Origin of the sequence: Isoptericola cucumis, assembly GCF_014635665.1 — a bacterium.
Classification (GTDB): domain Bacteria; phylum Actinomycetota; class Actinomycetes; order Actinomycetales; family Cellulomonadaceae; genus Isoptericola; species Isoptericola cucumis.
In genome coordinates, this window is record NZ_BMDG01000004.1 from 64,658 (window position 1) to 88,582 (window position 23,925).

Below are 23,925 nucleotides of genomic sequence, written 5' to 3' on the forward strand. Positions count from 1 at the left end.
CGAGGCGTGCCCCCGCCTCCCGCAGCCCCCGACCCCGCCGGCCGCGCCGCCCCCATGTCGCCCGACGACCGGCGGGCCGCGATCGCGGCCGCGGTGCTCCCGCTCGTGGGGGAGCGCGGCGTCGACGTGACGTCGCGCGAGCTCGCCGAGGCCGCGGGCGTCGCGGAGGGCACCCTGTTCCGGGCGTTCGGCGACAAGCACACCCTGATCGGGGCGGTGGCGGTCGAAGGGCTGCACCGCGCGTCCGGCCCCGAGGAGACACGGGCCGAGCTCGCCGCGATCGACCTCGGGCTGCCGCTCGAGGAGCGGCTCGCCCAGGTGATCGGCCTGGGCCGGCGCCGCATGGCGGACGTGGTGCGCTGGATGGGCGTGCTGCGGCTGCTGCACCACCGCACCGGTGCCCGCGACGAGGCCGCCCCCGAGCACGTGCTCAAGTTCCGCGTCGAGCTGGCCGAGCAGCGCGAGCGGCAGCGGGCCGCCACGGTGGAGGGGCTGACCGCCGTCCTGACGCCCGACGCCCACCGGCTGCGCGTGCCGGTCGACGTCGCGGTCGCCCTCCTGGAGGCGAGCATCGCGGGCACGCACGGCCGGGTCGACCGGCTCGTGCCCGCGCCGCCGCCCGAGGTCGTCGCCGACGCGCTCGTGCACGGCATCGTGGACGACCGAGAAAAAGAACGGGACCACGAGCCCTCGGCACCCGAGAATCTCCCCGGGGCGACGCCCCCGACCCCCCACCACCAGGAGCCCTGATGCTCGTCTCCCTGGCGCGGACCTACCTGCGCCCGTACTCCGGCGCCGTGGGCCTGCTGCTGGTGCTGCAGCTGCTCGCGACGCTCGCCTCGCTGTACCTGCCGTCCCTCAACGCCGACATCGTCGACAACGGGGTGACCCTGGGCGACACGGCCTACATCATGCGCGTCGGCGGCTGGATGCTCGTCGTGAGCCTCGTCCAGGTCGCGTGCGCGATCGGCGCGGTGTTCCTGGGGGCGCGGGCCGCGACCGCGCTCGGTCGCGACGTGCGCCGGGACCTGTTCGACTCCGTCCAGGGCTTCTCGGCGCGCGAGCTCGGCCAGTTCGGCGCCCCGTCGCTCATCACCCGCACGACCAACGACGTGCAGCAGGTGATGATGGTCGTGCTGATGACCTTCACCATCATGGTGATGGCGCCGATCATGATGGTCGGCGGGGTCATCATGGCGCTGCAGGAGGACGTGGAGCTCTCCGCGCTCCTGCTCGTGGTGGTGCCGGTGCTGGGCATCGCGGTCGGGCTGCTGATGTGGCGGATGGTGCCGTACTTCAAGGCGATGCAGAAGCGGATCGACGCGATCAACGGGGTGCTGCGCGAGCAGATCTCCGGCCTGCGCGTGGTCCGGGCCTTCGTCCGCGAGCGTCGTGAGCTGGAGCGGTTCGGCGCCACCAACGAGGCGCTGTACGACACGTCGCTGAACGCCGGCAAGCTCATGGCCCTGGCGTTCCCGATGGTCATGCTCATCATGAACGCCTCGAGCGTCGCGGTCCTGTGGTTCGGGGCGCAGCGCATCGAGAACGGCGAGATGCAGGTGGGGGCGCTCATGGCGTTCCTCAGCTACATCATGTACATCCTCATGGCCGTCATGATGTCGACGATGATGGTGATGATGGTCCCACGCGCCTCCGTGGCGGCGGGCCGCATCAGCGAGGTCCTGTCCACCGAGACCTCCGTGACCGAACCGGCCGCGCCGGTGGACCTCGGGTCCCTCGCGGACGGGGCGGGCCCCCGGGGCGAGGTCCGGTTCGAGGGGGTCGGCTTCCACTACCCGGGCGCCGACGAGCCCGTGCTGCACGACCTGACGTTCACGGCGTCGCCGGGCCGGGTCACGGCGATCATCGGCTCCACGGGCGCCGGGAAGACGACGCTGCTGGGCCTGGTGCCGCGGCTGTTCGACGCCACCGAGGGGCGCGTGCTGGTGGACGGCGTCGACGTGCGCGACCTCGCGACCGGTGACCTCGGTTCGCTGCTCGGCCTGGTGCCGCAGAAGGCGTTCCTGTTCAGCGGCACGGTGGCCGACAACCTGCGCTACGGCAAGGGCGACGCGACCGAGGAGGAGATGTGGGCGGCGCTCGAGATCGCGCAGGCGCGCGACTTCGTCGAGGCGCTCCCCGAGGGCCTCGAGGCGCCGGTGGCCCAGGGCGGCACGACGTTCTCCGGCGGGCAGCGGCAACGGCTCGCGATCGCGCGCGCCGTGGTGCGGCGGCCCCGGGTGTACCTGTTCGACGACTCGTTCTCCGCGCTCGACTACAGCACCGACGCGCGGCTCCGGTCCGCGCTGCGGCCCCGCACGCAGGACGCGACCGTCCTCGTCGTCGCCCAGCGGGTGGCGACCATCCGTGACGCCGACCAGATCCTCGTGCTCGACCACGGGCGCGTCGTCGGGCGGGGGACGCACACCGAGCTGCTCGCCGACAACGAGACCTACCAGGAGATCGTCACGTCCCAGATGTCCCTCGAGGAGGCAGCATGAGCGCCGACCGTGTGGCGCCCGGCGCCAAGCCGATGAACTTCGTCGGGTCGCTCAAGCGGTTCGCGGGGGTGATGCGGCCCGAGCGGGCGCGCGTCGTCCTGCTCACCCTGTGCGGCGTGGTCTCGGTGGCCCTGACCGTGGTCGGGCCGAAGATCCTCGGCGACGCGACGAACGTCATCTTCGCCGGCGTGGTCGGGGCCGGCCTCCCGGCCGGCGCCACCGTGGACCATGTGGTCGCCGGGCTGCGCGAGTCGGGCAACGACACGCAGGCCAGCCTGCTCGAGTCCATGCCCGGCCTGGTGCCGGGTCAGGGCGTCGACTTCGAGCGGCTCGCGCAGATCCTGATGGTGGTGCTCGCGATCTACGTCGGGGCGTTCCTCTTCGGCTGGTTGCAGGCGCGCATCATGACGATCGCCGTGCAGAACACGATGCGGCGCCTGCGCGACGACGTCGAGGCCAAGCTGCACCGGATCCCGCTGAGTTACGCGGACAAGCAGGCCAAGGGCGAGATCCTCTCGCGGGTCACCAACGACATCGACAACGTCGCGCAGACGACGACGCAGACGCTCGCCCAGCTCGTCACCTCCGTGCTCACGGTGGTCGGCGTGCTCGGGATGATGTTCTGGATCTCGTGGGTGCTGGCGCTGGTCGCCCTCGTCACCGTGCCGCTGTCCGTGATCCTCACCATGCAGATCGCGAAGCGCTCGCAGCCGCAGTTCGTGGCGCAGTGGGCGGCCACCGGCCGTCTCAACGCGCACGTCGAGGAGATGTTCACCGGCCACTCGCTGGTCAAGGTGTACGGGCGGCAGGACGCGGCGGCCGCGACGTTCGCCGAGGAGAACGAGGCGTTGTACGACGCGTCGCGCAGGTCGCAGTTCATCTCGGGCACGATGCAGCCCTCGATGGGCTTCCTGTCCAACCTCAACTACGTGGTCGTCGCCGTCGTCGGCGGCCTGCGGGTGGCGTCCGGCCAGCTCTCGCTGGGCGACGTGCAGGCGTTCATCCAGTACTCGCGGCAGTTCACCCAGCCCCTGACGCAGATCGCGTCGATGATGAACCTGCTGCAGTCCGGCGTCGCGTCGGCCGAGCGGGTCTTCGAGCTGCTGGACGCGCCGGAGCAGGACCCGGACCCGGACGAGCCGCAGCGGCTCGCGCACGTGCAGGGCCGGGTCGCGTTCGAGGACGTGTCGTTCTCCTACGACCCCGAGGCGCCGCTCATCTCCCGCCTCGACCTCGTGGCGGAGCCCGGCCAGACGATCGCGATCGTCGGGCCCACGGGCGCCGGCAAGACGACGATGGTCAACCTGCTCATGCGCTTCTACGAGGTGGACGACGGGCGGATCACGCTGGACGGCGTGGACACGCGGGCCATGACGCGCGACGATCTGCGCTCGCGGATCGGCATGGTGCTGCAGGACACCTGGCTGTTCAAGGGCACCATCGCCGAGAACCTCCGGTACGGGGTGCGCGACGGGTCGACGGTGAGCGACGAGGAGTTCCTCGCCGCCACCGAAGCCACGCACGTCGACCCGTTCGTGCGCACCCTGCCCGACGGCTACGACACGGTGCTGGACGACGAGGCGACGGCCCTGTCGGCCGGCGAGAAGCAGCTGCTGACGATCGCGCGGGCGTTCCTCGCGGACCCGGAGATCCTCGTGCTCGACGAGGCGACGAGCTCCGTCGACACCCGCACCGAGGTGCTGGTGCAGCAGGCGATGAACGCGCTCCGGGCGAACCGCACCTCGTTCGTCATCGCGCACCGGCTGTCGACGATCCGCGACGCCGACACGATCGTCGTCATGGAGCACGGGCAGATCGTGGAGCAGGGCGACCACGAGACGCTGCTCGCCGCGGGCGGCGCCTACGCGCGGCTGTACGCCTCGCAGTTCAGTGCGCCGGCGGTGGATGAGGAGGACGTGGTGGCGGGCCCGGCCGGCGTCTGACCCTGACGGGGGCAGGGCCCGGTCCGGCCGGGCCCGTCGGAACCGCGCGTCAGGTGAGAGCGAGCAGGCGCGCGGGCGGCGTGCCCTCGCCCTGCCAGTGGAACCGGGCCTCCCCGACGACGCGCCAGCCCCGGTGGAGGTACACGGCGTGCGCCACGCCGTCCCGGTCGTCGACGTCGAGCACCGGCGTGCGGCCCGCGTCGCGCAGGTAGGCGGTCGCGGTGTCGAGCAGTAGGCCGCCGACGCCGGTGCCCCGGACGTCGGCGGCGACGAACAGCACGGACACGCACCCGAGCTCGGTGACCGGGCGACCGGTGCCGGCCGACCAGATCGCGCCGTGCTCGTCGTCGTGCACCGTCGTCACGCTGACGTGCCCGACGATCCGCTCGTCACGGAGCGCGACCCAGGCCGCCTCCTCGTCCGGGCGGACGAGGAAGTCACGGACACCGACCATCGGGGGCCAGGTCCTCGGGTAGCCGCTGGTGGGCTGCTGCTCGGCGGCGACCCTGGCGAGGACCGGCACGTCGTCGTGCTCGCGGGGACGGACGTCGGTGGTCGTCGTGTTCACGTCCGCGAGGATAGGCCGGGCCGCTGACACCCGCCGCCGTGGGCGGGCGTCACGACGACACGCTGAGCGTGGCGCCCGCCGTGCGGGGGTCGGCGAGCGCGTCGACGACCGCACGGGCGACCTGCCCGCGCGAGACCGTCATCCCGCGCACGTCGCTGTCGGTGCTCACGTGCGCGCCGTCGTCGGCCGGCTGGTCGGTGAGCGACACCGGGCGCACCAGCGTCCAGTCCGTGCCGCTCGCGCGGACGAGGTCCTCCTGTCGCGCGGAGTCGGCGAGCTGGCGGCCGATGACGAACCGGAACGTGAGCTTCCACGTCAGGCTCAGGTGCCGCCAGGAGTCGCCCAGCCCGTAGGTGGTCTGGACGACGAGGCGCCGGACGCCGGCGTCGCGCATCGCGGCCAGCACCGCGGCGGTGCCGGCCGAGCGCACGTCGAGCGCCGTGCTCGCCCGCCGCAGCCACTGGACCGCGAGCGGGTTGTCGGAGATGCCGAGCGTGACGACGACGGCGTCCTGCCCGACGACCGCCTTGGAGACGGCCTCCGGGTCGAGCACGTCGCCGTCGACGGGCCGCACCGAACCGGGGCCCGGCAGCGGCGCGGCGAACGCGGCGCTCGCCGTCCGGCCGAACGCGGTCACCCGGTGTCCCTCGGCGACGAGCCGGCGCGTCACCGCGAGGCCGCTGCCCCGCGTCGCGCCCACCACGAGAACGTCCATGATCGATCTCCCTCCTGGTGCGAGGCCCCTCGTGGGCTCCGCGAACACCCTCAGCCTGTCGGGCGCCGGTCGGACGGACAATGAACGATCCGCCGAAGGTGTTGACCGATCGTCCGGTGCCGTCGACGATGGGGCGATGACGCAGACCGCGGCCCCGGTTACGGCGCGGGAGCTCGTCCCGGACGTGACGACGCTGACCGAGCCCGGCGCGGGCCGCGACGACCCATGGGGCGGCGTGCTGGGCGCGCTCGAGATGACGGGCGTCTTCTGCTCGACCGGCCGGTTCAGCGAGCCGTGGGGCCTCGAGCTGCCGCCGCTGCCGAGCGTCCTGATGTACCACCTGCTGCTGGCCGGGCGCGCCGTGGTCGACGTCGAGGGGACCGCGCACGAGCTGGTGCCCGGCGACGTCGTGCTGGTGCCGCACGGCACGGGCCACCGCATCACGGGCGGCGCGGACGACCCGGCGGTCGGCCTGTGGGAGGTCGAGCGCACCGTCGTGGCGGAGCGCTACGAGCAGCTGCGGATCGACGGCGGCGGGCGCACGGCGACCCTGGTGTGCGGCGCAGTGGGCTTCGCGGAGCCCGGCGTCGGCCGCCTGCTGGCGAGCCTGCCGCCGGTGCTGAGCGCGCCGCGCGAGGGCCACGCGGGCGCCGGCGGAGTGCGCGCCGTCGTCGAGGCGATCGCACAGGAGGCCCTCCACCCGCGGCCCGGCACGGACGTCGTGACGGCGCGCCTGGCGGACGTCGTGCTGGTGCACGCGATCCGCGGGTGGCTGGAGGCGGACGAGCCAGCGTCGGGGTGGCTGGGGGCGCTGCGCGACCCGGCGCTGGGCCCCGTCCTGCGCGCGGTGCACGCCGCGCCAGGCGAGCCGTGGACGCTGGGGTCGCTCGCCGCCGAGGCGCGGCTGTCGCGCTCGGCCTTCGCCGAGCGGTTCGCCCGGACCGTGGGGGAGCCGCCCATGGCGTACGTCGCCGGGCACCGGATGGACGTGGCCGCCCGCCTCCTGCGCGAGTCCGACGCCTCGGTGGCCGCCGTCGCGCGGCGGGTCGGGTACGACTCGGGGCCGGGCTTCCACCGGGCCTTCGTGCGCCGCCACGGCTCCACACCGGGAGCATGGCGCACCGCGACCGGGCCGCAGAGCCTCGAGGACGTGCTCGGCGCGTGAGCCGCCGGGGGAGAATGCCACGGTGAGCACCACCGAGCCCGACCGCCTCGCCCAGGTCACCGCGATCACCGACCCCGCCGACCCGCGCCTGCGCGACTACACGGACCTCAAGGACGTGAAGCTGCGCACCGTGCGCGAGCCCGCCGAGGGGCTGTACATGGCCGAGTCGTCGTCCGTGATCCGCCGTGCGCTCGAGGCGGGGCACCGGCCCCGGTCGTTCCTCATGGCGGAGAAGTGGCTGGACTCCATGGCGGACGTGCTCGTCGCGCACCCCGACGCGCCCGTGTACGTCGGCCCGGACGACGTCGTGCAGCAGATCACCGGGTTCCACCTGCACCGCGGGGCGCTCGCGGCCATGCACCGGCCCGTCCTGCCGGGCGTGCACGAGCTGCTCGCCGCCGCCCGCGGTGGGGCGGGTGCGCGCCGCGTCGCGGTGCTGGAGGACATCGTCGACCACACCAACGTCGGCGCGATCTTCCGCAGCGCCGCGGCGCTCGGGGTCGACGCCGTGCTGGTCTCGCCGCGCTGCGCGGACCCGCTGTACCGCCGGTCGGTGCGCGTGTCGATGGGCACCGTGTTCCAGGTGCCGTGGACGCGGCTGCCCTCGTGGCCCGGCGGGCTGCACGCGCTGGCCGACGACGGGTTCACCGTCGCGGCGCTGGCGCTCGCCGACGACTCCGTCTCCCTCGACGACCTGGTCGCGGAGCCGCCCGAGCGGCTCGCGACGGTGCTCGGGACCGAGGGCGACGGCCTGTCCCGCGGCGCGGTGGAGGCCGCCGACGTCGTGGTGCGGATCCCGATGGCCGGGGGAGTGGACTCGCTCAACGTGGCCGCGGCGTCCGCCGTCGCGTTCTGGGCGACCCGCATCTGACCTGACCGTGTTCGTCCTGTTCTTCGGCGATCGCGTTGCCGGTGTCGGTCGCACGGAACTCCAGGGCCGCCGTAGTTTGGACGCATGATTCCGAGGCCGGTTGGCGACGTCGAGACGGACAGAGTCGTCGCCACTGCCGGGACGCCGGGCACGGTGTGGACGGTCGGGCACTGGACGTGCCCGCCTTCCGTCGTGCTCGACACGCTCGCGTCCGCGGACATCGACCTGCTCGTCGACGTGCGCAAGATGCCGGGCTCGCGCCGCAGCCCGCAGTTCGACGCTGACGAGATGCCGACATGGCTGGAAGCGGCCGGGATCGACTATCTGCACGTGAGCGAGCTCGGCGGACGACGCCCGAAGCAGAAAGACGTCGACCCGACCCTCAACGCCGGCTGGCAGAACGCGAGCTTCAAGAACTACGCCGACTACACCCTGACGCCGGAGTTCGAGACCGGACTGAACCGGCTCACCGGCATGGCGGTCGACCGGCGGGTCGTGATGATGTGCGGCGAGCCGATGCCGTGGCGGTGCCACCGTCTGCTCATCTCGAACACGCTCACGGCCCGCGGATGGGCCGTCGTGCACCTGCTGAACGACGCGGAGCCGACTCAGCACGTTCTGGGACGGTGGGGCGCGCCGCCCGTCGTCGCCGAGGACGGCGTGGTGACCTACCCCGACGAGACACCAGGAGACGCATCATGAGCGAGAGGTACTCGGTCGGTGACCACGTCGGCTGGAACTCCGAGGCGGGCCGGGTCTCCGGCACGATCACGAGGGTTCACACCCGAGACTTCGAATACAAGGGACACCGCCGTCGTGCGAGCGAGGCCGAGCCCCAGTACGAGATCAAGAGCGACAGGACCGACCACGTCGCCGCTCACAAGGGATCGGCTCTCACCAGGCTCGAGGGCTGATGCGCTCGAGCGTCACGGACGCGCCCGAGCTGTGGTGCGGGCGAGGGGCCGACGCGCGTGCACCGGCCCCTCGCTGTCGTCACGCCTTGTACTCAGCGGCCGCTCAGCCCCGCATCGTGCTGGCCAGGTCCTCGAGGAACACGTCGAGCACGCCGTCGCCGAGCTTCACCGGTGCCGCGCCCCACCGGTTGTCCGGCGGGTCGACGATCACCTCGGCCGCGGCGTCGGCGGACTCCTGCGCCTCGGCGAGGAGGTCGTCGCGGGCGTCCGTGTCGCCGTCGAGGTCGGCCTGCGCCGCGTCGAGCGTCGCCAGGAACGCGTCCCCCCACAGCTCGTTCGCGTCGAGCCAGGGCGCGGCGTCCGCGAGGAACTCGGGGTCGACGTCGGAGTCGCGCAGCGTCGCGGGGATCGAGTCGATCAGCTCGGCGCGCTCGCGCAGGCCGTCGAGGGCCGCCTGCCGGTCGCCCGACTCCCAGTGCCCCCAGAAGTCCTCGAGGTCGGCCGCGAGCGCGGGTGCCTGCGGCTGCCACGGGTCGCCGAAGCTCGGCGCCAGGTGGTTGAGGTCGCCGAAGGCGAGCAGGGCCTCCACCGCCTCGGGGTCGTCGCCGGAGAGGTAGCGCATCGCCTCCGTCCAGCTGCGGTCGGCGTCGTAGGCGCGGTCGTTCCAGGCGAAGTCGAGCATGCCGAAGACGGCGACCTTGCTCGCCGACGCCTGGTTCATCGGGTTGGACACGAGGCCCGCGAGGTGGTCCGACAGACCCGCCTCGCGCTTGTCGTACGGCGCCAGGAGCAGGCGGCCGCTGGACTGCCCGAAGTCGTTGACCGGGTAGTTGTCCCACAGGAAGGTCGGGCCGCCGAAAACGGTGTCGGCCTCGATCGCCTGGTCGACCGAGATGGACTGGGGCACCACGTCGTTGCCGGTCCACATCACCACGACGTCCTCGTCCATCTCGCGCAGCGCGGCCTTGTAGGGCGACTCCGTGGTGTTGTAGTACTCGGTCGGGACCATCTGCAGCGGCTGGGCGCCCTCGTGCGTCTCGATCCACTCCTGCTGCACACGGGTGAGGAAGTCGGCCTGCGCCTTGCCGGCGCTCGCCGGGGTGGGGTCGCCGTACGCCTCCTGGTCCGAGTCGCAGGCCCAGCTGGTGTAGTCGATGTCGTCGAGCGGGATGCTGAAGGCCCGCACGCCGACGTCGTAGAGCGCCTGGAACTTCGCCTCCAGGGCGGCCATGTCGGCGTTGCTCGAGTAGCAGATGCTGTTGCCGGGCGAGAGGGCGAACGTGAACCGGACGTGGTTCGCGGTGGCGGCGTCGACGAGCTCGGTCAGCTGCGCGAACGTGTCGGCCGGGTAGGGCTCGCGCCACTTCTCGCGGTGATAGGGGTCGTCCTTCGGGGCGTACACGTACGTGTTCGCCTTGACGTCGCCGTAGAACGACAGCTGGTCGAGCCGTTCCGCGTGGGTCCACGGCTCGCCGTAGAAGCCCTCGATCGAGCCGCGCAGCGGCATCGCGGGGAAGTCGCGGACCGTGGCCCCGGCGACGGACGTGCCGCCGCGGGCGTCCGTGAGCAGCTGCTCGAGCGTCTGGACCGCGTAGAACTGGCCGGCGGCGTCCGCGCCGGCCAGCGCGACCGTGCCGAGCCGGCCCGCCCCGCGGTCGACGTGGACCGCGTAGGCCTCGTCGTGGTCCGGCACGGTGACGCCGTCGAGCGCGTCCTGCACGTCCGCGCGCGCCTCGTCGCCCAGCACGATCTGCACGGGCGCGCGCCCGGGCCGGGGGTCCTTGCCGGCGTCGCGGCTGCTGATCGACCGGACCCCGTGGCCGAGCAGGGTCTCCTCGAGCGCGGTGCGGGCGGCGGGGTCGGTGTCGTCGCCGACGACGAGCTCGACCCGCGCCGGGAGGGGCACGTCGCGCCCCGTGCGCGTCATCTCCTGCGGGGCGGGGCTGACGACGGGCAGGTCGCCGGGTCCGGGCGGCTCGGCGGCGGCGGGCGCCACCGCCGCCCCGGTGCCGAGCAGCGTCGCGGCGGCGATCAGGCCCGCGCCGATGCGGCGTCTTCCGATGGTCGTGGTCATGCGTACCTCCATTGGTCTAGACCAGGAGTCGACAACGCTGTCAATCGAGGGCGGCGCTGTCAACGACGCCGCGCGGGCGTGGCGCACCCTCGGTCGCCCGGCCCGGTGCTCGTGACCTGGATCACGGACCGGGGGGTTTTCAGGTCGAGCGATGAAGGTTAGCCTCACCTACGTGAGTCAGACCTTGGTTGAGCCGACGCAGGCCCGTGTCGCGCACGGACAGGTCGCGCTGTCCGGACGCGACCTGCGGCTGTCGTACGACAAGCGCACCGTGGTGGACGGCGCGGCCATCGAGCTGCGCCAGGGCGCGGTCACCGCGCTCCTCGGCCCGAACGGCTCCGGCAAGTCGACCCTGCTGCGCTCGCTGGCCCGCCTGCACCGGCCCGACGCCGGCACCGTCCGGCTCGACCGTGCCGACGGTTCCGGCGGTTCCGGCGAGGTGGCGGACGGCGAGGACGCCCTCGCCCTGCACCCCAAGGAGTTCGCGCGGCGGGTCACGCTGCTCTCGCAGAGCCGGCCCACGCCCAGCGGCGTGACGGTGCGCGACGTCGTCGCCTACGGCCGCCACCCGTACCGCGGACGCTTCCGCACCGCCGACCCGGACGGGCCGCGCGCCGTCGCGCACGCCATGGAGGTCACCGGCGTGGCGACGATGGCGGACCGCGGCGTCGACGAGCTCTCCGGCGGCGAGCTGCAGCGCGTATGGCTCGCCACCTGCCTCGCGCAGGACACCGGCGTGCTGCTGCTCGACGAGCCCACCACCTACCTCGACCTGCGCTACCAGGTCGAGCTCCTCGACCTGGTGCGCGACCTCGCGCGCGTGCACGGCGTCGCCGTGGGCGTGGTCCTGCACGACCTCGACCAGGCCGCCGCCGTGGCGGACCACGTCGTGGTGCTGCACCAGGGGGTCGTCCGGGCGTCCGGACCGGCCGCCGAGGTGCTCACCGGCGAGCTGCTGACCGAGGTCTACGGCATCCACGTCGACGTGTACACCCACCCGATCACCGGCCGGACCTGCTGCGAGGCCGTCAGCCGGCACGACGTCCGGCGCGCCGCCGCAGCCGCCGTCTGACCGACGCGACGGCGCCGAGACCACGTCGCCGTGCGCTCACCCGCTTCCCCCCTGGCACGCCCCGCGCCCCACACGTGCGCCGCCGCAGTCCGGCGGCGCGCACCGACCCGAAGGACACCCATGCGCTCCCGCCCCGCCACCCGCCCCCTGCTCGCCGGCGCGACCGCCGCGCTCGCGGCGCTCGCGCTCGCCGCCTGCGGCACCACCGAGGAGCCCGAGGCCGACGCGGCCGCCGAGGCCCCGGCCGCCTCCGGCCCCGTGACGTACACCGACGAGCGCGGCGAGCACACCCTCGACGCGCCCGCGACCGACGTCGTCTCCCTCGAGTGGGGCCTCACGGAGAACCTCGTCGCGCTCGGGGTCGACCCGATCGGCCAGGCCGACGTCGAGGGCTACAACACCTGGGACACCGCGGCCCCGATCGACGCCGAGACGCCGGACGTCGGTACGCGCGGCGAGCCGAGCCTCGACGCGATCTCCGCGCTCGAGCCCGACCTCGTGGTCACGACCACCGACCTGCCGGCGAACGTCATCGCGCAGATCGAGGAGGTCGCCCCGGTGCTCACCCTGCGCGGCTCCGACGGCGAGGACCCGCTGGGGTACATGCGCGAGACCGTCACGACGCTGGGCGAGGTCACCGGCATGCAGGACGCCGCCACGAGCGTGCTCGAGGAGTTCGACGCCAAGGTCGCGGAGGCCAGCACGGCCATCGACGACGCCGGCCTCGCCGGCGCCGAGTTCGCCATGGCGGACGGCTGGATCGCCAACGGCACCGTGTCCGTGCGCATGTTCACCCCGGGCTCCTTCTTCGGGGCGCTCGGCGAGGAGATCGGGCTCAAGAACGCCTGGACGAAGGGCGGCGACCCGGACTACGGCCTCGCGCAGACCGACGTCGAGGGCCTCACCGCGCTCGGCGACGTGCAGTTCGTCTACGTCGCCAACGACTCCGAGGCCGACCCGTACGCCGACGGGCTCAAGGGCAACAAGGTCTGGGAGCAGCTGCCGTTCGTCGCCGCGGGCGACGTGCACCGCCTCCCCGACGGCCTGTGGATGTTCGGCGGCCCGCTGTCCGGCGAGGCGTACATCGACGCCCTCGTCGACGCTCTCGCCTGACCGGCGTGCCGGAGACCCTGACGGCGAAGGCCGCCACCGCGCCCCGGCGCGTGGTGGCGGCCTTCGCCGGCGCCGCGCTCGCGGCCCTGCTCCTCGGCCTCGTGCACCTCACGCAGGGCACGGCCGACGTCGGACCGCTCGACGTGCTGCGGACGCTCGTGGGCACGGGCGACGGCGCGGCCGACCAGACCGTCGCCGTGCTCGTGTCCTCCCGCCTGCCCCGGCTGCTGGCGGGGATCCTCGTCGGCGTCGCGCTGGGCGTGGCCGGGGCGGTGCTGCAGTCCGTCGCCCGCAACCCGCTCGCCTCGCCCGACACCCTCGCCGTCAACGCCGGGGCCTACGTCACCGTCGTCGCCGTGGCGGCCCTGGGCGTCTCGGTGCCGTTCTACCTTCAGGGCGGGCTCGCGTTCTTCGGTGGCCTGGCCGCCGCCGGCCTCGTCCTCGTGATCTCGCGCGCGGGGGCCGACGGCCCCACCCGGCTGGTGCTGGCGGGCTCCGCCATCATGCTCGCCCTGCACGCGCTGACGATGGTGCTGCTGGTGCTGTTCGAGCAGGAGACCACGGGCATGTTCGCCTGGGGGAGCGGCAGCATCGTGCAGTCCGGGACGCGGACGGTCGCGCTCGCCACCCCGGTCGTGCTGGCCGGGCTCGCGGCGTGCGTGCTCGTGGTCCGCCGGCTCGACCTGCTCGCCCTGGGCGACGACGCCGCCAGCGTGCTCGGCATCGACGTGCGCCGCACCCGGGCCTTCTCGGTGCTGGTGGCGGTGCTGCTCGCCGCGGTCGCGGTGACCGTCGCCGGGCCGGTCGGTTTCGTCGGGCTCGCCGCCCCGGTCATCGCCCGGCTCGTGGGCCGGCGGGTGCCGGGGCTCGGGCGGCACGCCCTGCTGCTGCCGTTCGCCGCGCTGGTGGGCGTCGTCGTCGTCATCGGCGCCGACGTCCTGCTGCGTGCGCTGCTGCCCGGCCAGGCATCGGTCGTCGTGCCGACCGGCGTGGTCACGACCGTCCTCGGCGCGGTGATCCTCGTGTGGCTGGCCCGCCGGCTGCGGGACTCCGGGGCCGGCGCCCGCGGCGCAGGCGGGGCGCTCGGGCGGCCCCGCAGCCGCGCCCGCGTCGTGGTGGTGCTCGTCGTGCTGGGGGTCGCGCTCGTCGCGGCCGTCGTCGCGGGCCTGCTCCTGGGCGACCGGATCGTGCTCCTGGGCGACGTGGCGAACTGGGCCCAGGGCGTCGCCGGGCGCCAGGTGGGCTTCGTGCTCGACCAGCGGGTCCCGCGCGTGCTGGCGGCCCTCCTGGCGGGGGCGGCGCTCGCGCTCGCGGGCACGATCGTGCAGGCGGTGTGCCGCAACTCGCTGGCGGAGCCGAGCCTGCTCGGGGTGACGTCGGGCGCCGGGCTGGGCGCCGTCACGATGATCCTCCTGGTGCCCGGGGTGGGCATCTGGGCCATGTCGGCGGCCGCGGGGGTCGGGGCGCTGGTCGTGTTCGGGCTCGTGTACGCGCTGTCGGCGAAGGGCGGCCTCGGCTCGGAGCGGCTGGTGCTGGTCGGCATCGGCGCCCAGGCCGGGACCACGGCGCTCATCTCGCTCGTGGTGCTGGTCGTCGCTCCGTGGGACGTCAACCTCGCGCTGACGTGGCTGTCGGGCTCGACGTACGGGCGGTCGATGAGCCAGCTGCTGCCGGTGGCCCTGGCGCTGCTCGTGGTGGTGCCGCTCGCGGCGACGTACCGGCGCGAGCTCGACGTGCTCACCCTGGACGAGGACACGCCGCGGGTCCTCGGCCTCGCCGTGGACCGCTCGCGCCTCGTCCTGCTGGCGGCCGCCGCGCTCACGACGGCGGCCGCCGTCTGCGCCGTCGGCGTCATCGCGTTCGTCGGGCTCGTCGCCCCGCACGCGGCGCGCGCCCTCGTCGGCGCCCGGCACGGCCGGGTGCTGCCCGTGGCGATGCTCCTGGGAGCGTTGCTGGTCTCCGTGGCCGACACGCTCGGGCGCGTGGTCATCGCCCCCGGGCAGATCCCGGCGGGGCTGGGGACGGCGCTGCTCGGCGCCCCGTACTTCGTGTGGCTGCTGTGGCGCAGCCGGGGGCGCGCGGCGGCCTGACCGTCGGCCGTACCTGGCGCGCGGCCGCTGAGCCAGGCCGCCGGCCCCGGTCACCGACCCGGCCTCGCCCGGCGGCCCGGACTTTCGAGCGGCGGCGACCCGAGAGACGATGGCGCCATGGTGGACGCACCGGTCGTCGTCGGGTACGACGCCTCCGAGCCGGCGAGCGCCGCCCTCGTCTGGGCGGCCCGCGAGGCGCGGGCGCTCGGAGCGACGCTGCGCGTCGTGTACGTGCGCGACGCGCACGACCTCGACGTCGCGGCACATCCGCACGGCGCCGACCTCGGGGAGCGCGGCGACGCCGGCGCCTGGCCGGTCGTCGAGGAGGCGGCCGCGCTCGCGCGCGACACCGTGCCCGGCCTCAGCACCGAGACCACCGTCGAGTACGCGTCGCCGGCGGGTGCGCTCGTCGCCGAGTCGGGCGGCGCCCGGGCGCTGGTCCTCGGCGCGACCCGCCACGGCGGCCTGTACGAGGCCATGCGCGGCACGGTGGTGCTGCAGGTGACCGCGCACGCGCACTGCCCGGTGATCGTGGTGCCCGCCGCGGGCCCGCCTCCGTCCCTGGCGCCCGACGCGCCCGTCGTGGTGGGGTACGACGGCTCGCAGTCCGCGCGCGCGGCGCTCGACACCGCCACGCGGTCGGCGTGGTGGCTCGGGCGGCCGATGCGCGTCGTGGTGGTGTGGCGCCCCGGCGTCACCGAGTGGGTGGTCTCGCGCGGGCCGACCGAGCACGAGGCCCACGACGTCACCGAGGCCGACGCGGGACCGGTCCTCGAGGGCGCGATGGTGCGCGTGGAGGAGCTCCTGCGCGAGCTGGGTGCGTCGGAGGGGGCCGTCGAGGTGACGGGCACCGTCCACGAGGGCCAGGTCGTGCGGGTGCTGCACCACGAGGCGGAGACGGCCGAGCGGCTGGTGCTCGGCACCCGCGGACGGGGCGGGTTCACCTCGCTCCTCCTGGGCTCGGCGACGCACACCCTGGTGCGCACCGCCGCCTGCCCCGTCGTCGTGGCCCGCGCGCCGGCCTGAGCCGGTCCTCGGCCGGCGCCCTTGGCCAGACGCCCCGGCGGGTGTGACTCCGGTCACCAGGGTTGCGCCGAGCGGGCGAAGTGAGGTTAGGCTAACCACCGTGACTGAGACCGTCGACGCGCCCGCCGCGCACACCAGCGAGCCCGCCGGCATGGACACCGTTCCCGTCCAGCCGTTCCGCATGTTCGACGTCACCGTCTCCCGGGTGACCCGGCTGTGCCCGTCGTTCATCCGGATCACCTTCACCGGGGACGACCTCGACCAGTTCGCCGACAACGGGCGCGACCAGCGGATCAAGTTCCTGCTGCCGGCGCCGTGCGGCGGCTGGGAGTACCTCGACCGCCAGAACCCCGACTGGTTCAGCTCGTGGCGGGCGCTGCCCGAGGAGCGTCGTAACCCGCTGCGCACCTACACCGTGCGCACCGTGCGCCAGGACCTGCGCGAGGTGGACGTCGACATCGTGCTGCACGGCGACACCGGCCCCGCGTCGCGGTGGGCCAACGGGGCCCGTCCCGGCGCCCCCCTCGTGATCATGGGCCCCAACGCCGCGTACACCGGCGGGTCGCACGGCGGGCTGGAGTTCAACCCGCCCGAGCGCAGCCACGCCCTGCTGCTGGCGGGCGACGAGACCGCCGTCCCGGCGATCGCCGCGATCTGCGAGTCGCTCCCGGACGACGCCGTCGGCGAGGTCTTCCTCGAGGTGCCGCACCGCGAGGACCGCTGGACCCTGGCCGCCCCGGCGGGCGTGCGGGTCACCTGGCTGCCCCGCGAGGAGCGCGAGCACGGCGAGGTGCTGGTCCCGGCGGTGCAGGACGCCGCCGACCGGCTGCTCGCCATGGGCGTCCAGCCGTCGCAGGACGGTCTGCCCCCGTCGCCGACCCCGGCCGTGACCGCCGCCGGCATCGACCTGGACGGCGAGCTGAGCGACGTCGACATCGACGCGGAGACCCTCTGGGAGGTCCCCGTCGACGACTCCGGGCGCCCGCTCGCCCAGGACACCGTGCTCTACGCGTGGCTCGCCGGTGAGGCCGGCTCGATCAAGACCCTGCGCCGCTACCTGGTCTCCACCAAGGGCGTGGACCGCAAGGCGGTCGCGTTCATGGGGTACTGGCGCCGCGGCCGCGCGGAGATCTGACGCGCGGAGCGCTGATCTGAGCCGCGACCGCTGAGCGACGGCTGAGCGGCCGCACCGGCCGCTCAGCCCCGGGCCACGCCCAGGTCGTCGACCACCTCGACCCCGGGCATCGCGCACAGCAGCTCGCCGGACATGAGCAGCTTCGACCGGCGCAGGCCCGACCCCATCAGCGCCATGGCGCCCGGCGCGGCGAACCGCGCGTCCACCAGCACGCGCCACGCGGCCGGGAGCCCCACGGGCGTGATGCCCCCGTACTCCATGCCGGTCTCCGCGGTCGCGCGGTCCATCGGCAGGAACGACGCCTTGCGGGCGTCCAGGAGCTTGCGGACCCGCGTGTTGACGTCCGCGTACGTGGTCGCGGTGACGACGCACGCGGCGACGCGCTCGACGTCGCCCCGACGGCCGGCGACCACGACGCAGTTGGCCGAGGCCTCGGGCGGCAGGCCGTGCACCTCGTTCAGCGTCGCGGTGTCCGCGTGGTCGGGATCGATCTCTGCGACGGCCACGAGGCCGGCCACCCGGTCGTCGTGCGCGGCCCACTCCTGCAGAGCGTCGGCGACGGACGGCGCCAGGAGGTCGCGGTGGTCGAGGGCCGCGGCCCACCGCAGGTCGCCGAGCGTCGGCAGCCCGGTCGGCCCGCTCATCGGCGGTACGTCCCGGTGAGCGTGGCGCGTGCGAGGGTGTGGAAGTAGGCGTTGAACGCCACGTGGACGCTCGTGTTGTCGGGCGACAGCCCCAGGGTGGGCACGTCGAGGGCGTGCACCGCGAACACGTACCGGTGCGCGTGGTCGCCGGGCGGCGGGCCCGCGCCCTCGAAGCCGGTCCGCCCGCCGTCGGTGGCGACGTGGAAGGCCCCGGCGGGCAGGCCGGAACCGTCGGCGGCACCGGCGCCCCGGGCCAGCGAGGTGACGGTGGCGGGCACGTCGACGAGCGTCCAGTGCCAGTAGCCCGAGGGCGTCGGGGCGTCCGGGTCGAAGCAGCTCACGACGAAGGACTCGGTGCCGTCGGGGAAGCCGCTCCAGGTCAGCTGCGGGGACACGTCCGCACCGTCGACGCTGAAGTCGCGGTGCAGGGCCTGGCCGTCGGCGACGTCCTCGCTCGCGAGCGTGAAGCCCGGGGCGGGGAGCAGGGAGTACGGGTCGGGGGGCAGGGGCCGCTCGAAGTCCATGCCGCCATCGTGCACGAGGTGTCCCCGCGCTGGCCAGGGTGCCGCGCCGTGGTACGGTCGGCGCAAACCGACTGGACGGTACGCCAGGCGACGGCGCCATGGCGGGAGCGAGGAGCCGAGGGTGCGAAGGTTCGAGGGCAGGGTCGCCCTGATCACGGGCGGCAGCCGGGGCATCGGGCTGGCCGTGGCGCGGCGGCTCGTCGACGAGGGGGGCTCGGTCGTGCTCACCGGCCGCAGGCCCGACGCCCTGGAGGCGGCCGTCGCCGAGCTCGGCGAGGAGCACGCCTCCGCCGTGGCCGGGAAGGTCGACGACCCGGCGCACCGCGCGGAGGTGTTCGACCACCTCGCCCGCCGCCATGGGCGCCTCGACCACCTGGTGAACAACGCCGGGACGAACCCCGCCTGGGGCCCGGCGCTCGAGGTCGACGCCGGCGTCGTGCGCAAGATCCTCGAGGTGAACGTGGTGGCCGCGCTCGACTGGACCCGGGACGCCGTCACCGCCGGCCTGGGCCGCTCCGTGGTGAACGTCGCGTCGATCTCGGGGACGTCGTCGAGCCCGAACATCGCCTTCTACGGCGTCTCCAAGGCGGCCCTGATCAACCTCACCCAGCAGCTCGCCCAGGAGCTCGCGCCCGCGCTGCGTGTCAACGCGGTCGCGCCGGCGGTCGTGAAGACCCGGTTCTCCCGGGCGCTCTACGAGGGGCACGAGGAGCAGGCGGTCGCGGCCTACCCGCTGGCCCGGCTCGGCGCGCCCGCGGACGTCGCCGGGCCGGTCGCGTTCCTCCTGTCCGACGACGCGGGCTGGGTCACCGGCCAGACCCTCAAGATCGACGGCGGCGCGAGCATCGCGCCGGTCGGGTGAAGGATGAGCACATGAAGACCACGAACGTCGCCGACCAGGTCACGCGCGCCGCCCTCGAGCTGTTCGCCTCCCAGGGGTACGCCACCACGAGCGTCCAGCAGATCGTCGAGGCCGCCGGCGTCACCAAGGGCGCCATGTACCACTACTTCCAGTCCAAGGACGACCTGCTGTTCGCCATCTACGACCGCATGCTGTCGCTGCAGAAGGCGCACCTCGACGGGATCGTCGCCGCGGGCGGGCCGGTGGCGGACGTCGTGCGGGCCGTGTGCGTGGACGTCGTCGAGACGTCGATCGACTTCCTGCCGGAGGGCACCGTCTTCTTCCGCAGCATGCACATGCTCCCGGAGCCGCGTCTCAAGGAGGTGACGCAGCGGCGGCGCGAGTACCACGACGAGTTCGCGGCGCTGCTGCGGCGGGGGCAGGACGAGGGCCTCTTCCGCACCGACGTGCCCCGCTCGCTGCTGGTGGCGCACTTCTTCAGCGACGTGCACTACCTGTCGCACTGGTACTCGCCGGAGGGCCCGGAGACCAAGTCGCAGGTGGCGCAGCAGCTCACGGAGCTGTTCCTGCGCAGCATCACCGAACAAGGACGAGGAGCCGATGACCGAGCGGACCAGCACTGAGCAGACCAGCACTGAGCAGACCAGCACCGAGCAGACCAGGATCGCCGTCCCGGGCGCCATGCGCGCGTGGCACGTGGTGCGCCACGGGGAGCCGGCCGACGTGCTGGAGCCCGCCGAGGTGCCCGTGCCGGCGCCCGGCCCCGGGGAGGTGCTCCTCGCGGTGCGGGCCGTCGCGGTGAACTTCCCGGACGCGCTGCTGGCGCGCGGGCAGTACCAGGTGCGGCCGGAGCTCCCGTTCGTGCCGGGCATCGAGCTCTGCGGCGAGGTGGTGGCCGTGGGCGACGACGCCGGCGGCCGCCTCGCGGTCGGCGACCGGGTGGTGGGCTCGAAGATCGGCGTGCTGTCGCAGTACGCCACCGTGCCGGCGGACGCCGTGCGGCCCGCACCGCCCGAGCTCGACGACGCGCAGGCCGCGGCGCTCACCATCGCCTACCAGACGGCGTGGTTCGGCCTGCACCGGCGCGCCGCGCTGCAGGCGGGGGAGACCCTGCTGGTGCACGCCGCCGCGGGCGGGGTGGGGACGGCCGCGTGCCAGCTGGGCGCGGCCGCGGGCGCCCGTGTCGTCGGCGTCGTGGGCAGCGAGGCGAAGGCGGACGCGGCCCGGGCCGCGGGCGCGGCGCACGTGCTCGTGCGCGACGCCGACGGCGGGAACGTCGCCGCCGCGGTCAAGGAGCTGACCGGGGGCGCGGGGGCGGACGTCGTCTTCGACCCGGTCGGCGGGTCGTCCTTCGAGCAGTCGACGCGCTGCATCGCCTTCGAAGGGCGGATCGTCGTGGTGGGCTTCGCCAGTGGCGAGATCCCCCCGGTGCGCGCCAACCACGCGCTCGTGAAGAACTACTCCGTGCTCGGCCTGCACTGGGCGCTCTACCAGCAGCGGCGTCCCGAGCTCGTCGACGCCGCCCACGCGGACCTGACGCGCCTCGTCGCGTCGGGGGCGCTGCGGCCCCTGGTCGAGGACGTCGTGGCGTTCGACGACGCGCCCCGTGCGGTGCAGCGGCTCGCCGACGGCCGGACCACCGGCCGGCTCGTCGTCCGCGTCGCGGACGAGGGCGTGTCGTGACGCCGGGACGGCTGGACGGCCGCGTCGTCATCGTGACGGGCGGGGCCCGGGGCATCGGGGCGGCGTACGTCCGCGCCCTGCACGCCGAGGGGGCTCGCGTCGTCGTCGCCGACCTGCTCGAGGCCGAGGGGCGGGCGCTCGCCGCGGGGCTCGGCGAGCGCGCGCGGTTCGAGGCGCTCGACGTCACCGACGCCGAGGCGTGGGAGCGCGTCGTGTCCGCGACCGTGCAGGGCTGGGGCGGGGTGGACGTGCTCGTCAACAACGCGGGGATCGCGAACGCCGGGCCGCTCGAGCACTACACGCGCGCCAAGTGGGACGCGGTCATCGCCGTGAACCTCACCGGCACCTTCCTCGGGTGCCAGGCGGTGGCGCCGGTCATGCGAGCCGCCGGGGGCGGGTCGATCGTCAACGTCTCCTCGGTCGAGGGCCTGCGGGGGAGCGAGGGGCTGCACGGATACGTGGCGGCCAAGTTCGGCGTCCGCGGGCTGACCAAGTCGGTCGCGGTCGAGCTGGGCTCCGCCGGGATCCGCGCGAACTCGGTGCACCCGGGCTGGATCGACACGGCGATGACGGCGCGGATCGACCCGTCCCGCCTGCCGATCCCCCTGGGGCGCGGTGGCGTGCCCGACGACCTCACGGGCACCGTCGTCTTCCTCGCGAGCGACGACTCTGCGTACATGACGGGCGCCGAGCTCGTCGTCGACGGCGGCATGACCTCCGGCGTCGGCCACCGCTGACCCGGGCGGGCCGAGGGGTTCCGGCGGCCCGCGACGGGTCGAGCCCCCACCAGCACCGGGTCGACCACCAGCCAGGGCGCACGAGAGCCGGCCAGGACCTGGCCGTGGTGCAGGTCGCCGTCCACGGCGGACGGCGAGGCGGGGGCGGCGGCGCGGTCGGCCGCGAGCGAGCGCGACGTCGAGCCGGGCCCGGGGCACGGGCTTCCCGAGCGTGTCCCAGTCCCGCTCCGCCGAGCTCTCCAGGCCGGCCGCGACGCCGGCCGTGGACGGCGCGTCGTCCGGCGCGGGCACGACGAGCGTGCGGGTGAGGTCCGCGAGCACCTCGATCGCCTTGTCGAACGGTTCGTGCGTCAGCGTGCGGTCGCCGTCCAGCCGTTCCAGGAGCATCGCCGGACCGGGACCACCAGCGCGTTGGACCCGTGCCAGGGCCGGCCGTCCAGGTCCAGCCCCCAGGCCGCACAGCGATCGGCCACGCGGGCCGGCAGCTCGTCCAGCCAGGACCGGCCGGCGTCGTCGTGCCACCACCGCGGCATCGCACGGGACGACGGCGGTGTGGTGATCACCTCGCCAACCTCGACGCCAGGGCGGCCTCAGGGCTCCTCGTGCAACGTTCTGGGAAATGACATACCGGCCGGTCGGTTTTTCGGCTATCGTGGGGCGTACCCGACACGAAGAGGTGCCGATGTCCCGCTCGACGACCCCCCCGACCGCAGGCTCGAGACCGAGCGCGGGGTCACGCCCCAGCCCGGGTGCGACCGGCCGGCCGCCGCGGCTGGAGGTGGACGCGCTCACCGTCGAGTTCGGCGGCCTGACCGCGCTCGACGACGTCGGCCTCACGGTCGGCGACGGCGAGGTCGTCGCCCTCATCGGGCCGAACGGCGCGGGCAAGACGACCGTCTTCAACGTCGTGTGCGGGCTCGTGCGGCCTCGCTCGGGCAGCGTGCGGATCGACGGCCGGCCGGCCCCGGCGACGTCGCGGCTCGCGGACCGGGGCGTGTCGCGCACCCTCCAGGGGCTCGGCCTGTTCGGCGGCATGACGGCGGCGGAGAACGTCCTGGTCCCGCTGACGGGCCGCCCCCGGCGCTCCGCGGACGGCGAGCGCGCCGTCGTGGCCGTGCTGCAGCGGCTCGACCTGCTCGACCTGGCGGACACCGCGGTCGATGCGCTGCCCTACCCCGAGCGCAAGCGGGTCGCGCTCGCCCGCGCGCTCGTGACCGACCCCCGCCTGCTCCTGCTCGACGAGCCGGCAGGTGGCCTCGGGGCCGACGACATCGCCGCCCTCGCCGACGTCGTGCGCGGCATCGCCGCCGCGGGCACGTCCGTGCTCCTGGTGGAGCACCACGTCGACTTCGTCATGGCGGTCGCCGACCGGGTGGTCGTGCTGGACTTCGGGCGCGTCGTCGCCTGCGGCACCCCGGACGAGGTGCGGTCCGACGCCGCCGTCGAGGCCGCGTACCTCGGGCTGGAGGCCGCCCGATGAGCGCCCCCGCCGCCCGGTCCGCGAGCACGGCTCGGGGCGGGGACACGGGCGGTGGTGCGGTCAGGGGCGGGGGTGCGGGTACGGCCGCCGCGCTCGCCGTCGAGGGCCTCGTCGTCGGGTACGCGGGCGCGCCGGTCGTCGACGGCCTGACGCTGGAGGTCGCGCCGGGCTCCGTCGTCGCCCTGCTCGGCGCGAACGGCGCGGGCAAGACGACGGTGCTGCGCACCCTGTCCGGCCTGCTGACCCCGCGGGGAGGGCGGGTGCTGCTCGACGGCGACGACCTCGCCGCCGTGCGCGTCGAGGACCGCGTGCGCCGCGGCCTCGTGCAGGTGCCCGAGGGGCGCAGCGTCGTCACCGAGCTGACCGTGGAGGAGAACCTGCAGCTCGGGGCGCTGTGGCGCAGCGCCGGACGGGCCGCACGACGCACCGCCGTCGACGAGATGTACGACCTGTTCGAGCCGCTCGCGCGCCGGCGCGCCAGCGCCGGGCACCAGCTCTCCGGCGGCGAGCGCCAGATGCTCGCGCTGGCCCGGGCGCTCATCTCCCGTCCCCGGGTGCTGCTGCTCGACGAGCCGTCGCTCGGCCTCGCGCCCCGGGTCGTCGCGCAGCTCTTCGCCGTGCTGCGGGAGCGGGCCGACGCGACCGGGCTCACCGTGCTGCTCGCCGAGCAGAACGTCACCAGCGCGCTGTCGATCGCCGACCGCGGCGTGGTGCTCGCCCTCGGGGAGGTCGTCGCCGACGCCGGCGCGGCGGACCTCGCCGCGGACCCCGCCCTCCGCCACGCCTACCTCGGCTTCTGAGAGGAACT

Annotated in this window: 24 protein-coding genes; 18 read left to right on the forward strand and 6 right to left on the reverse strand. The window is 74.5% G+C overall.

Annotation, left to right across the window (positions count from 1 at the left end; translation table 11 throughout):
* The first annotated feature begins 6 nt into the window (after positions 1–6).
* From IEW03_RS06545 to IEW03_RS06555, 3 genes are read left to right on the forward strand one after another with little or no spacing between them, the layout of a single operon-like run.
* Positions 7–750, forward strand: a complete 744-nt coding sequence (locus tag IEW03_RS06545) for a TetR/AcrR family transcriptional regulator (RefSeq protein ID WP_229737685.1) — start codon at positions 7–9, stop codon at positions 748–750.
* On the forward strand, positions 750–2,501 hold the full coding sequence (locus IEW03_RS06550) for an ABC transporter ATP-binding protein (RefSeq protein ID WP_188522863.1): 1,752 nt from the start codon (positions 750–752) through the stop codon (positions 2,499–2,501). The genes IEW03_RS06545 and IEW03_RS06550 overlap by 1 nt, the downstream gene beginning before the upstream one ends.
* Positions 2,498–4,444, forward strand: coding sequence for an ABC transporter ATP-binding protein (locus tag IEW03_RS06555; RefSeq protein WP_188522864.1), 1,947 nt, complete (start codon positions 2,498–2,500; stop codon positions 4,442–4,444). The genes IEW03_RS06550 and IEW03_RS06555 overlap by 4 nt, the downstream gene beginning before the upstream one ends.
* 49 nt (positions 4,445–4,493) lie before the next feature.
* Here the strand turns inward: IEW03_RS06555 and IEW03_RS06560 are convergent, their stop codons facing one another.
* Positions 4,494–5,012, reverse strand: coding sequence for a GNAT family N-acetyltransferase (locus IEW03_RS06560; RefSeq protein WP_188522865.1), 519 nt, complete (start codon positions 5,010–5,012; stop codon positions 4,494–4,496).
* Positions 5,013–5,061: 49 nt separating this feature from the next.
* Positions 5,062–5,727, reverse strand: coding sequence for an NAD(P)-dependent oxidoreductase (locus IEW03_RS06565; RefSeq protein WP_188522866.1), 666 nt, complete (start codon positions 5,725–5,727; stop codon positions 5,062–5,064).
* Positions 5,728–5,863: 136 nt separating this feature from the next.
* Here IEW03_RS06565 and IEW03_RS06570 point away from each other — a divergent pair, with 136 nt between their 5' ends.
* The 4 genes from IEW03_RS06570 (at position 5,864) to IEW03_RS06585 (ending at position 8,677) form a co-directional block, all read left to right on the forward strand.
* Positions 5,864–6,892 (forward strand): AraC family transcriptional regulator, encoded by a 1,029-nt coding sequence (locus tag IEW03_RS06570; RefSeq protein WP_188522867.1) that lies wholly within the window; start codon positions 5,864–5,866, stop codon positions 6,890–6,892.
* 22 nt (positions 6,893–6,914) lie between these two features.
* A complete protein-coding gene (locus IEW03_RS06575) occupies positions 6,915–7,763 on the forward strand; it encodes a TrmH family RNA methyltransferase (protein WP_229737687.1) in 849 nt (282 codons plus the stop codon).
* A gap of 192 nt (positions 7,764–7,955) precedes the next feature.
* On the forward strand, positions 7,956–8,465 hold the full coding sequence (locus tag IEW03_RS06580; RefSeq protein WP_229737689.1) for a DUF488 domain-containing protein: 510 nt from the start codon (positions 7,956–7,958) through the stop codon (positions 8,463–8,465).
* Positions 8,462–8,677, forward strand: coding sequence for a hypervirulence associated TUDOR domain-containing protein (locus IEW03_RS06585; protein ID WP_188522869.1), 216 nt, complete (start codon positions 8,462–8,464; stop codon positions 8,675–8,677). Before IEW03_RS06580 ends, IEW03_RS06585 begins: the two co-directional genes overlap by 4 nt.
* A gap of 103 nt (positions 8,678–8,780) precedes the next feature.
* On the opposite strand, the gene IEW03_RS06590 is transcribed toward IEW03_RS06585, so the two are convergent.
* The gene (locus IEW03_RS06590) at positions 8,781–10,751 is read right to left on the reverse strand and encodes a glycoside hydrolase family 84 protein (RefSeq protein WP_188522870.1); all 1,971 of its coding nucleotides are present in this window, start codon (positions 10,749–10,751) and stop codon (positions 8,781–8,783) included.
* A gap of 172 nt (positions 10,752–10,923) precedes the next feature.
* Between IEW03_RS06590 and IEW03_RS06595 the strand changes: the two genes are divergently transcribed.
* The 5 genes from IEW03_RS06595 (at position 10,924) to IEW03_RS06615 (ending at position 17,187) form a co-directional block, all read left to right on the forward strand.
* Complete coding sequence (locus IEW03_RS06595; protein ID WP_371870598.1) at positions 10,924–11,823, forward strand: ABC transporter ATP-binding protein; 900 nt, start codon at positions 10,924–10,926, stop codon at positions 11,821–11,823.
* Positions 11,824–11,943: 120 nt separating this feature from the next.
* Positions 11,944–12,936 (forward strand): ABC transporter substrate-binding protein, encoded by a 993-nt coding sequence (locus IEW03_RS06600; protein WP_188522872.1) that lies wholly within the window; start codon positions 11,944–11,946, stop codon positions 12,934–12,936.
* 5 nt (positions 12,937–12,941) lie between these two features.
* Positions 12,942–15,026 (forward strand): iron ABC transporter permease, encoded by a 2,085-nt coding sequence (locus tag IEW03_RS06605; protein ID WP_229737690.1) that lies wholly within the window; start codon positions 12,942–12,944, stop codon positions 15,024–15,026.
* A gap of 117 nt (positions 15,027–15,143) precedes the next feature.
* Entirely contained in the window at positions 15,144–16,052 is a 909-nt protein-coding gene (locus IEW03_RS06610; RefSeq protein ID WP_188522873.1) for a universal stress protein, read from the forward strand.
* Positions 16,053–16,152: 100 nt separating this feature from the next.
* Entirely contained in the window at positions 16,153–17,187 is a 1,035-nt protein-coding gene (locus IEW03_RS06615) for a siderophore-interacting protein (protein ID WP_371870599.1), read from the forward strand.
* A gap of 62 nt (positions 17,188–17,249) precedes the next feature.
* Here the strand turns inward: IEW03_RS06615 and IEW03_RS06620 are convergent, their stop codons facing one another.
* Both IEW03_RS06620 and IEW03_RS06625 read right to left on the reverse strand, forming a co-directional pair.
* On the reverse strand, positions 17,250–17,831 hold the full coding sequence (locus IEW03_RS06620; RefSeq protein WP_188522874.1) for a YbaK/EbsC family protein: 582 nt from the start codon (positions 17,829–17,831) through the stop codon (positions 17,250–17,252).
* Positions 17,828–18,355, reverse strand: a complete 528-nt coding sequence (locus tag IEW03_RS06625) for a YbhB/YbcL family Raf kinase inhibitor-like protein (protein WP_188522875.1) — start codon at positions 18,353–18,355, stop codon at positions 17,828–17,830. Before IEW03_RS06625 ends, IEW03_RS06620 begins: the two co-directional genes overlap by 4 nt.
* A 121-nt stretch (positions 18,356–18,476) precedes the next feature.
* On the opposite strand from IEW03_RS06625, the gene IEW03_RS06630 reads away from it, so the two are divergent.
* From IEW03_RS06630 to IEW03_RS06645, 4 genes are read left to right on the forward strand one after another with little or no spacing between them, the layout of a single operon-like run.
* Positions 18,477–19,217 carry an SDR family oxidoreductase gene (locus IEW03_RS06630; RefSeq protein WP_188522876.1) on the forward strand — a complete coding sequence of 247 codons (741 nt, stop codon included), beginning with the start codon at positions 18,477–18,479 and terminating at the stop codon, positions 19,215–19,217.
* Between the two features lie 11 nt (positions 19,218–19,228).
* The gene (locus IEW03_RS06635; RefSeq protein WP_188522877.1) at positions 19,229–19,840 is read left to right on the forward strand and encodes a TetR/AcrR family transcriptional regulator; all 612 of its coding nucleotides are present in this window, start codon (positions 19,229–19,231) and stop codon (positions 19,838–19,840) included.
* A complete protein-coding gene (locus IEW03_RS06640; RefSeq protein ID WP_229737692.1) occupies positions 19,818–20,900 on the forward strand; it encodes an NADPH:quinone oxidoreductase family protein in 1,083 nt (360 codons plus the stop codon). The genes IEW03_RS06635 and IEW03_RS06640 overlap by 23 nt, the downstream gene beginning before the upstream one ends.
* The gene (locus tag IEW03_RS06645) at positions 20,897–21,637 is read left to right on the forward strand and encodes an SDR family oxidoreductase (protein WP_188522878.1); all 741 of its coding nucleotides are present in this window, start codon (positions 20,897–20,899) and stop codon (positions 21,635–21,637) included. The genes IEW03_RS06640 and IEW03_RS06645 overlap by 4 nt, the downstream gene beginning before the upstream one ends.
* Positions 21,638–21,987: 350 nt before the next feature.
* Here the strand turns inward: IEW03_RS06645 and IEW03_RS06655 are convergent, their stop codons facing one another.
* Positions 21,988–22,200 carry a hypothetical protein gene (locus tag IEW03_RS06655; RefSeq protein ID WP_188522879.1) on the reverse strand — a complete coding sequence of 71 codons (213 nt, stop codon included), beginning with the start codon at positions 22,198–22,200 and terminating at the stop codon, positions 21,988–21,990.
* A gap of 215 nt (positions 22,201–22,415) precedes the next feature.
* Here IEW03_RS06655 and IEW03_RS06660 point away from each other — a divergent pair, with 215 nt between their 5' ends.
* Both IEW03_RS06660 and IEW03_RS06665 read left to right on the forward strand, forming a co-directional pair.
* Entirely contained in the window at positions 22,416–23,117 is a 702-nt protein-coding gene (locus IEW03_RS06660; protein ID WP_229737703.1) for an ABC transporter ATP-binding protein, read from the forward strand.
* The gene (locus IEW03_RS06665; protein WP_188522881.1) at positions 23,114–23,917 is read left to right on the forward strand and encodes an ABC transporter ATP-binding protein; all 804 of its coding nucleotides are present in this window, start codon (positions 23,114–23,116) and stop codon (positions 23,915–23,917) included. The genes IEW03_RS06660 and IEW03_RS06665 overlap by 4 nt, the downstream gene beginning before the upstream one ends.
* The last annotated feature ends 8 nt before the right edge of the window (positions 23,918–23,925 follow it).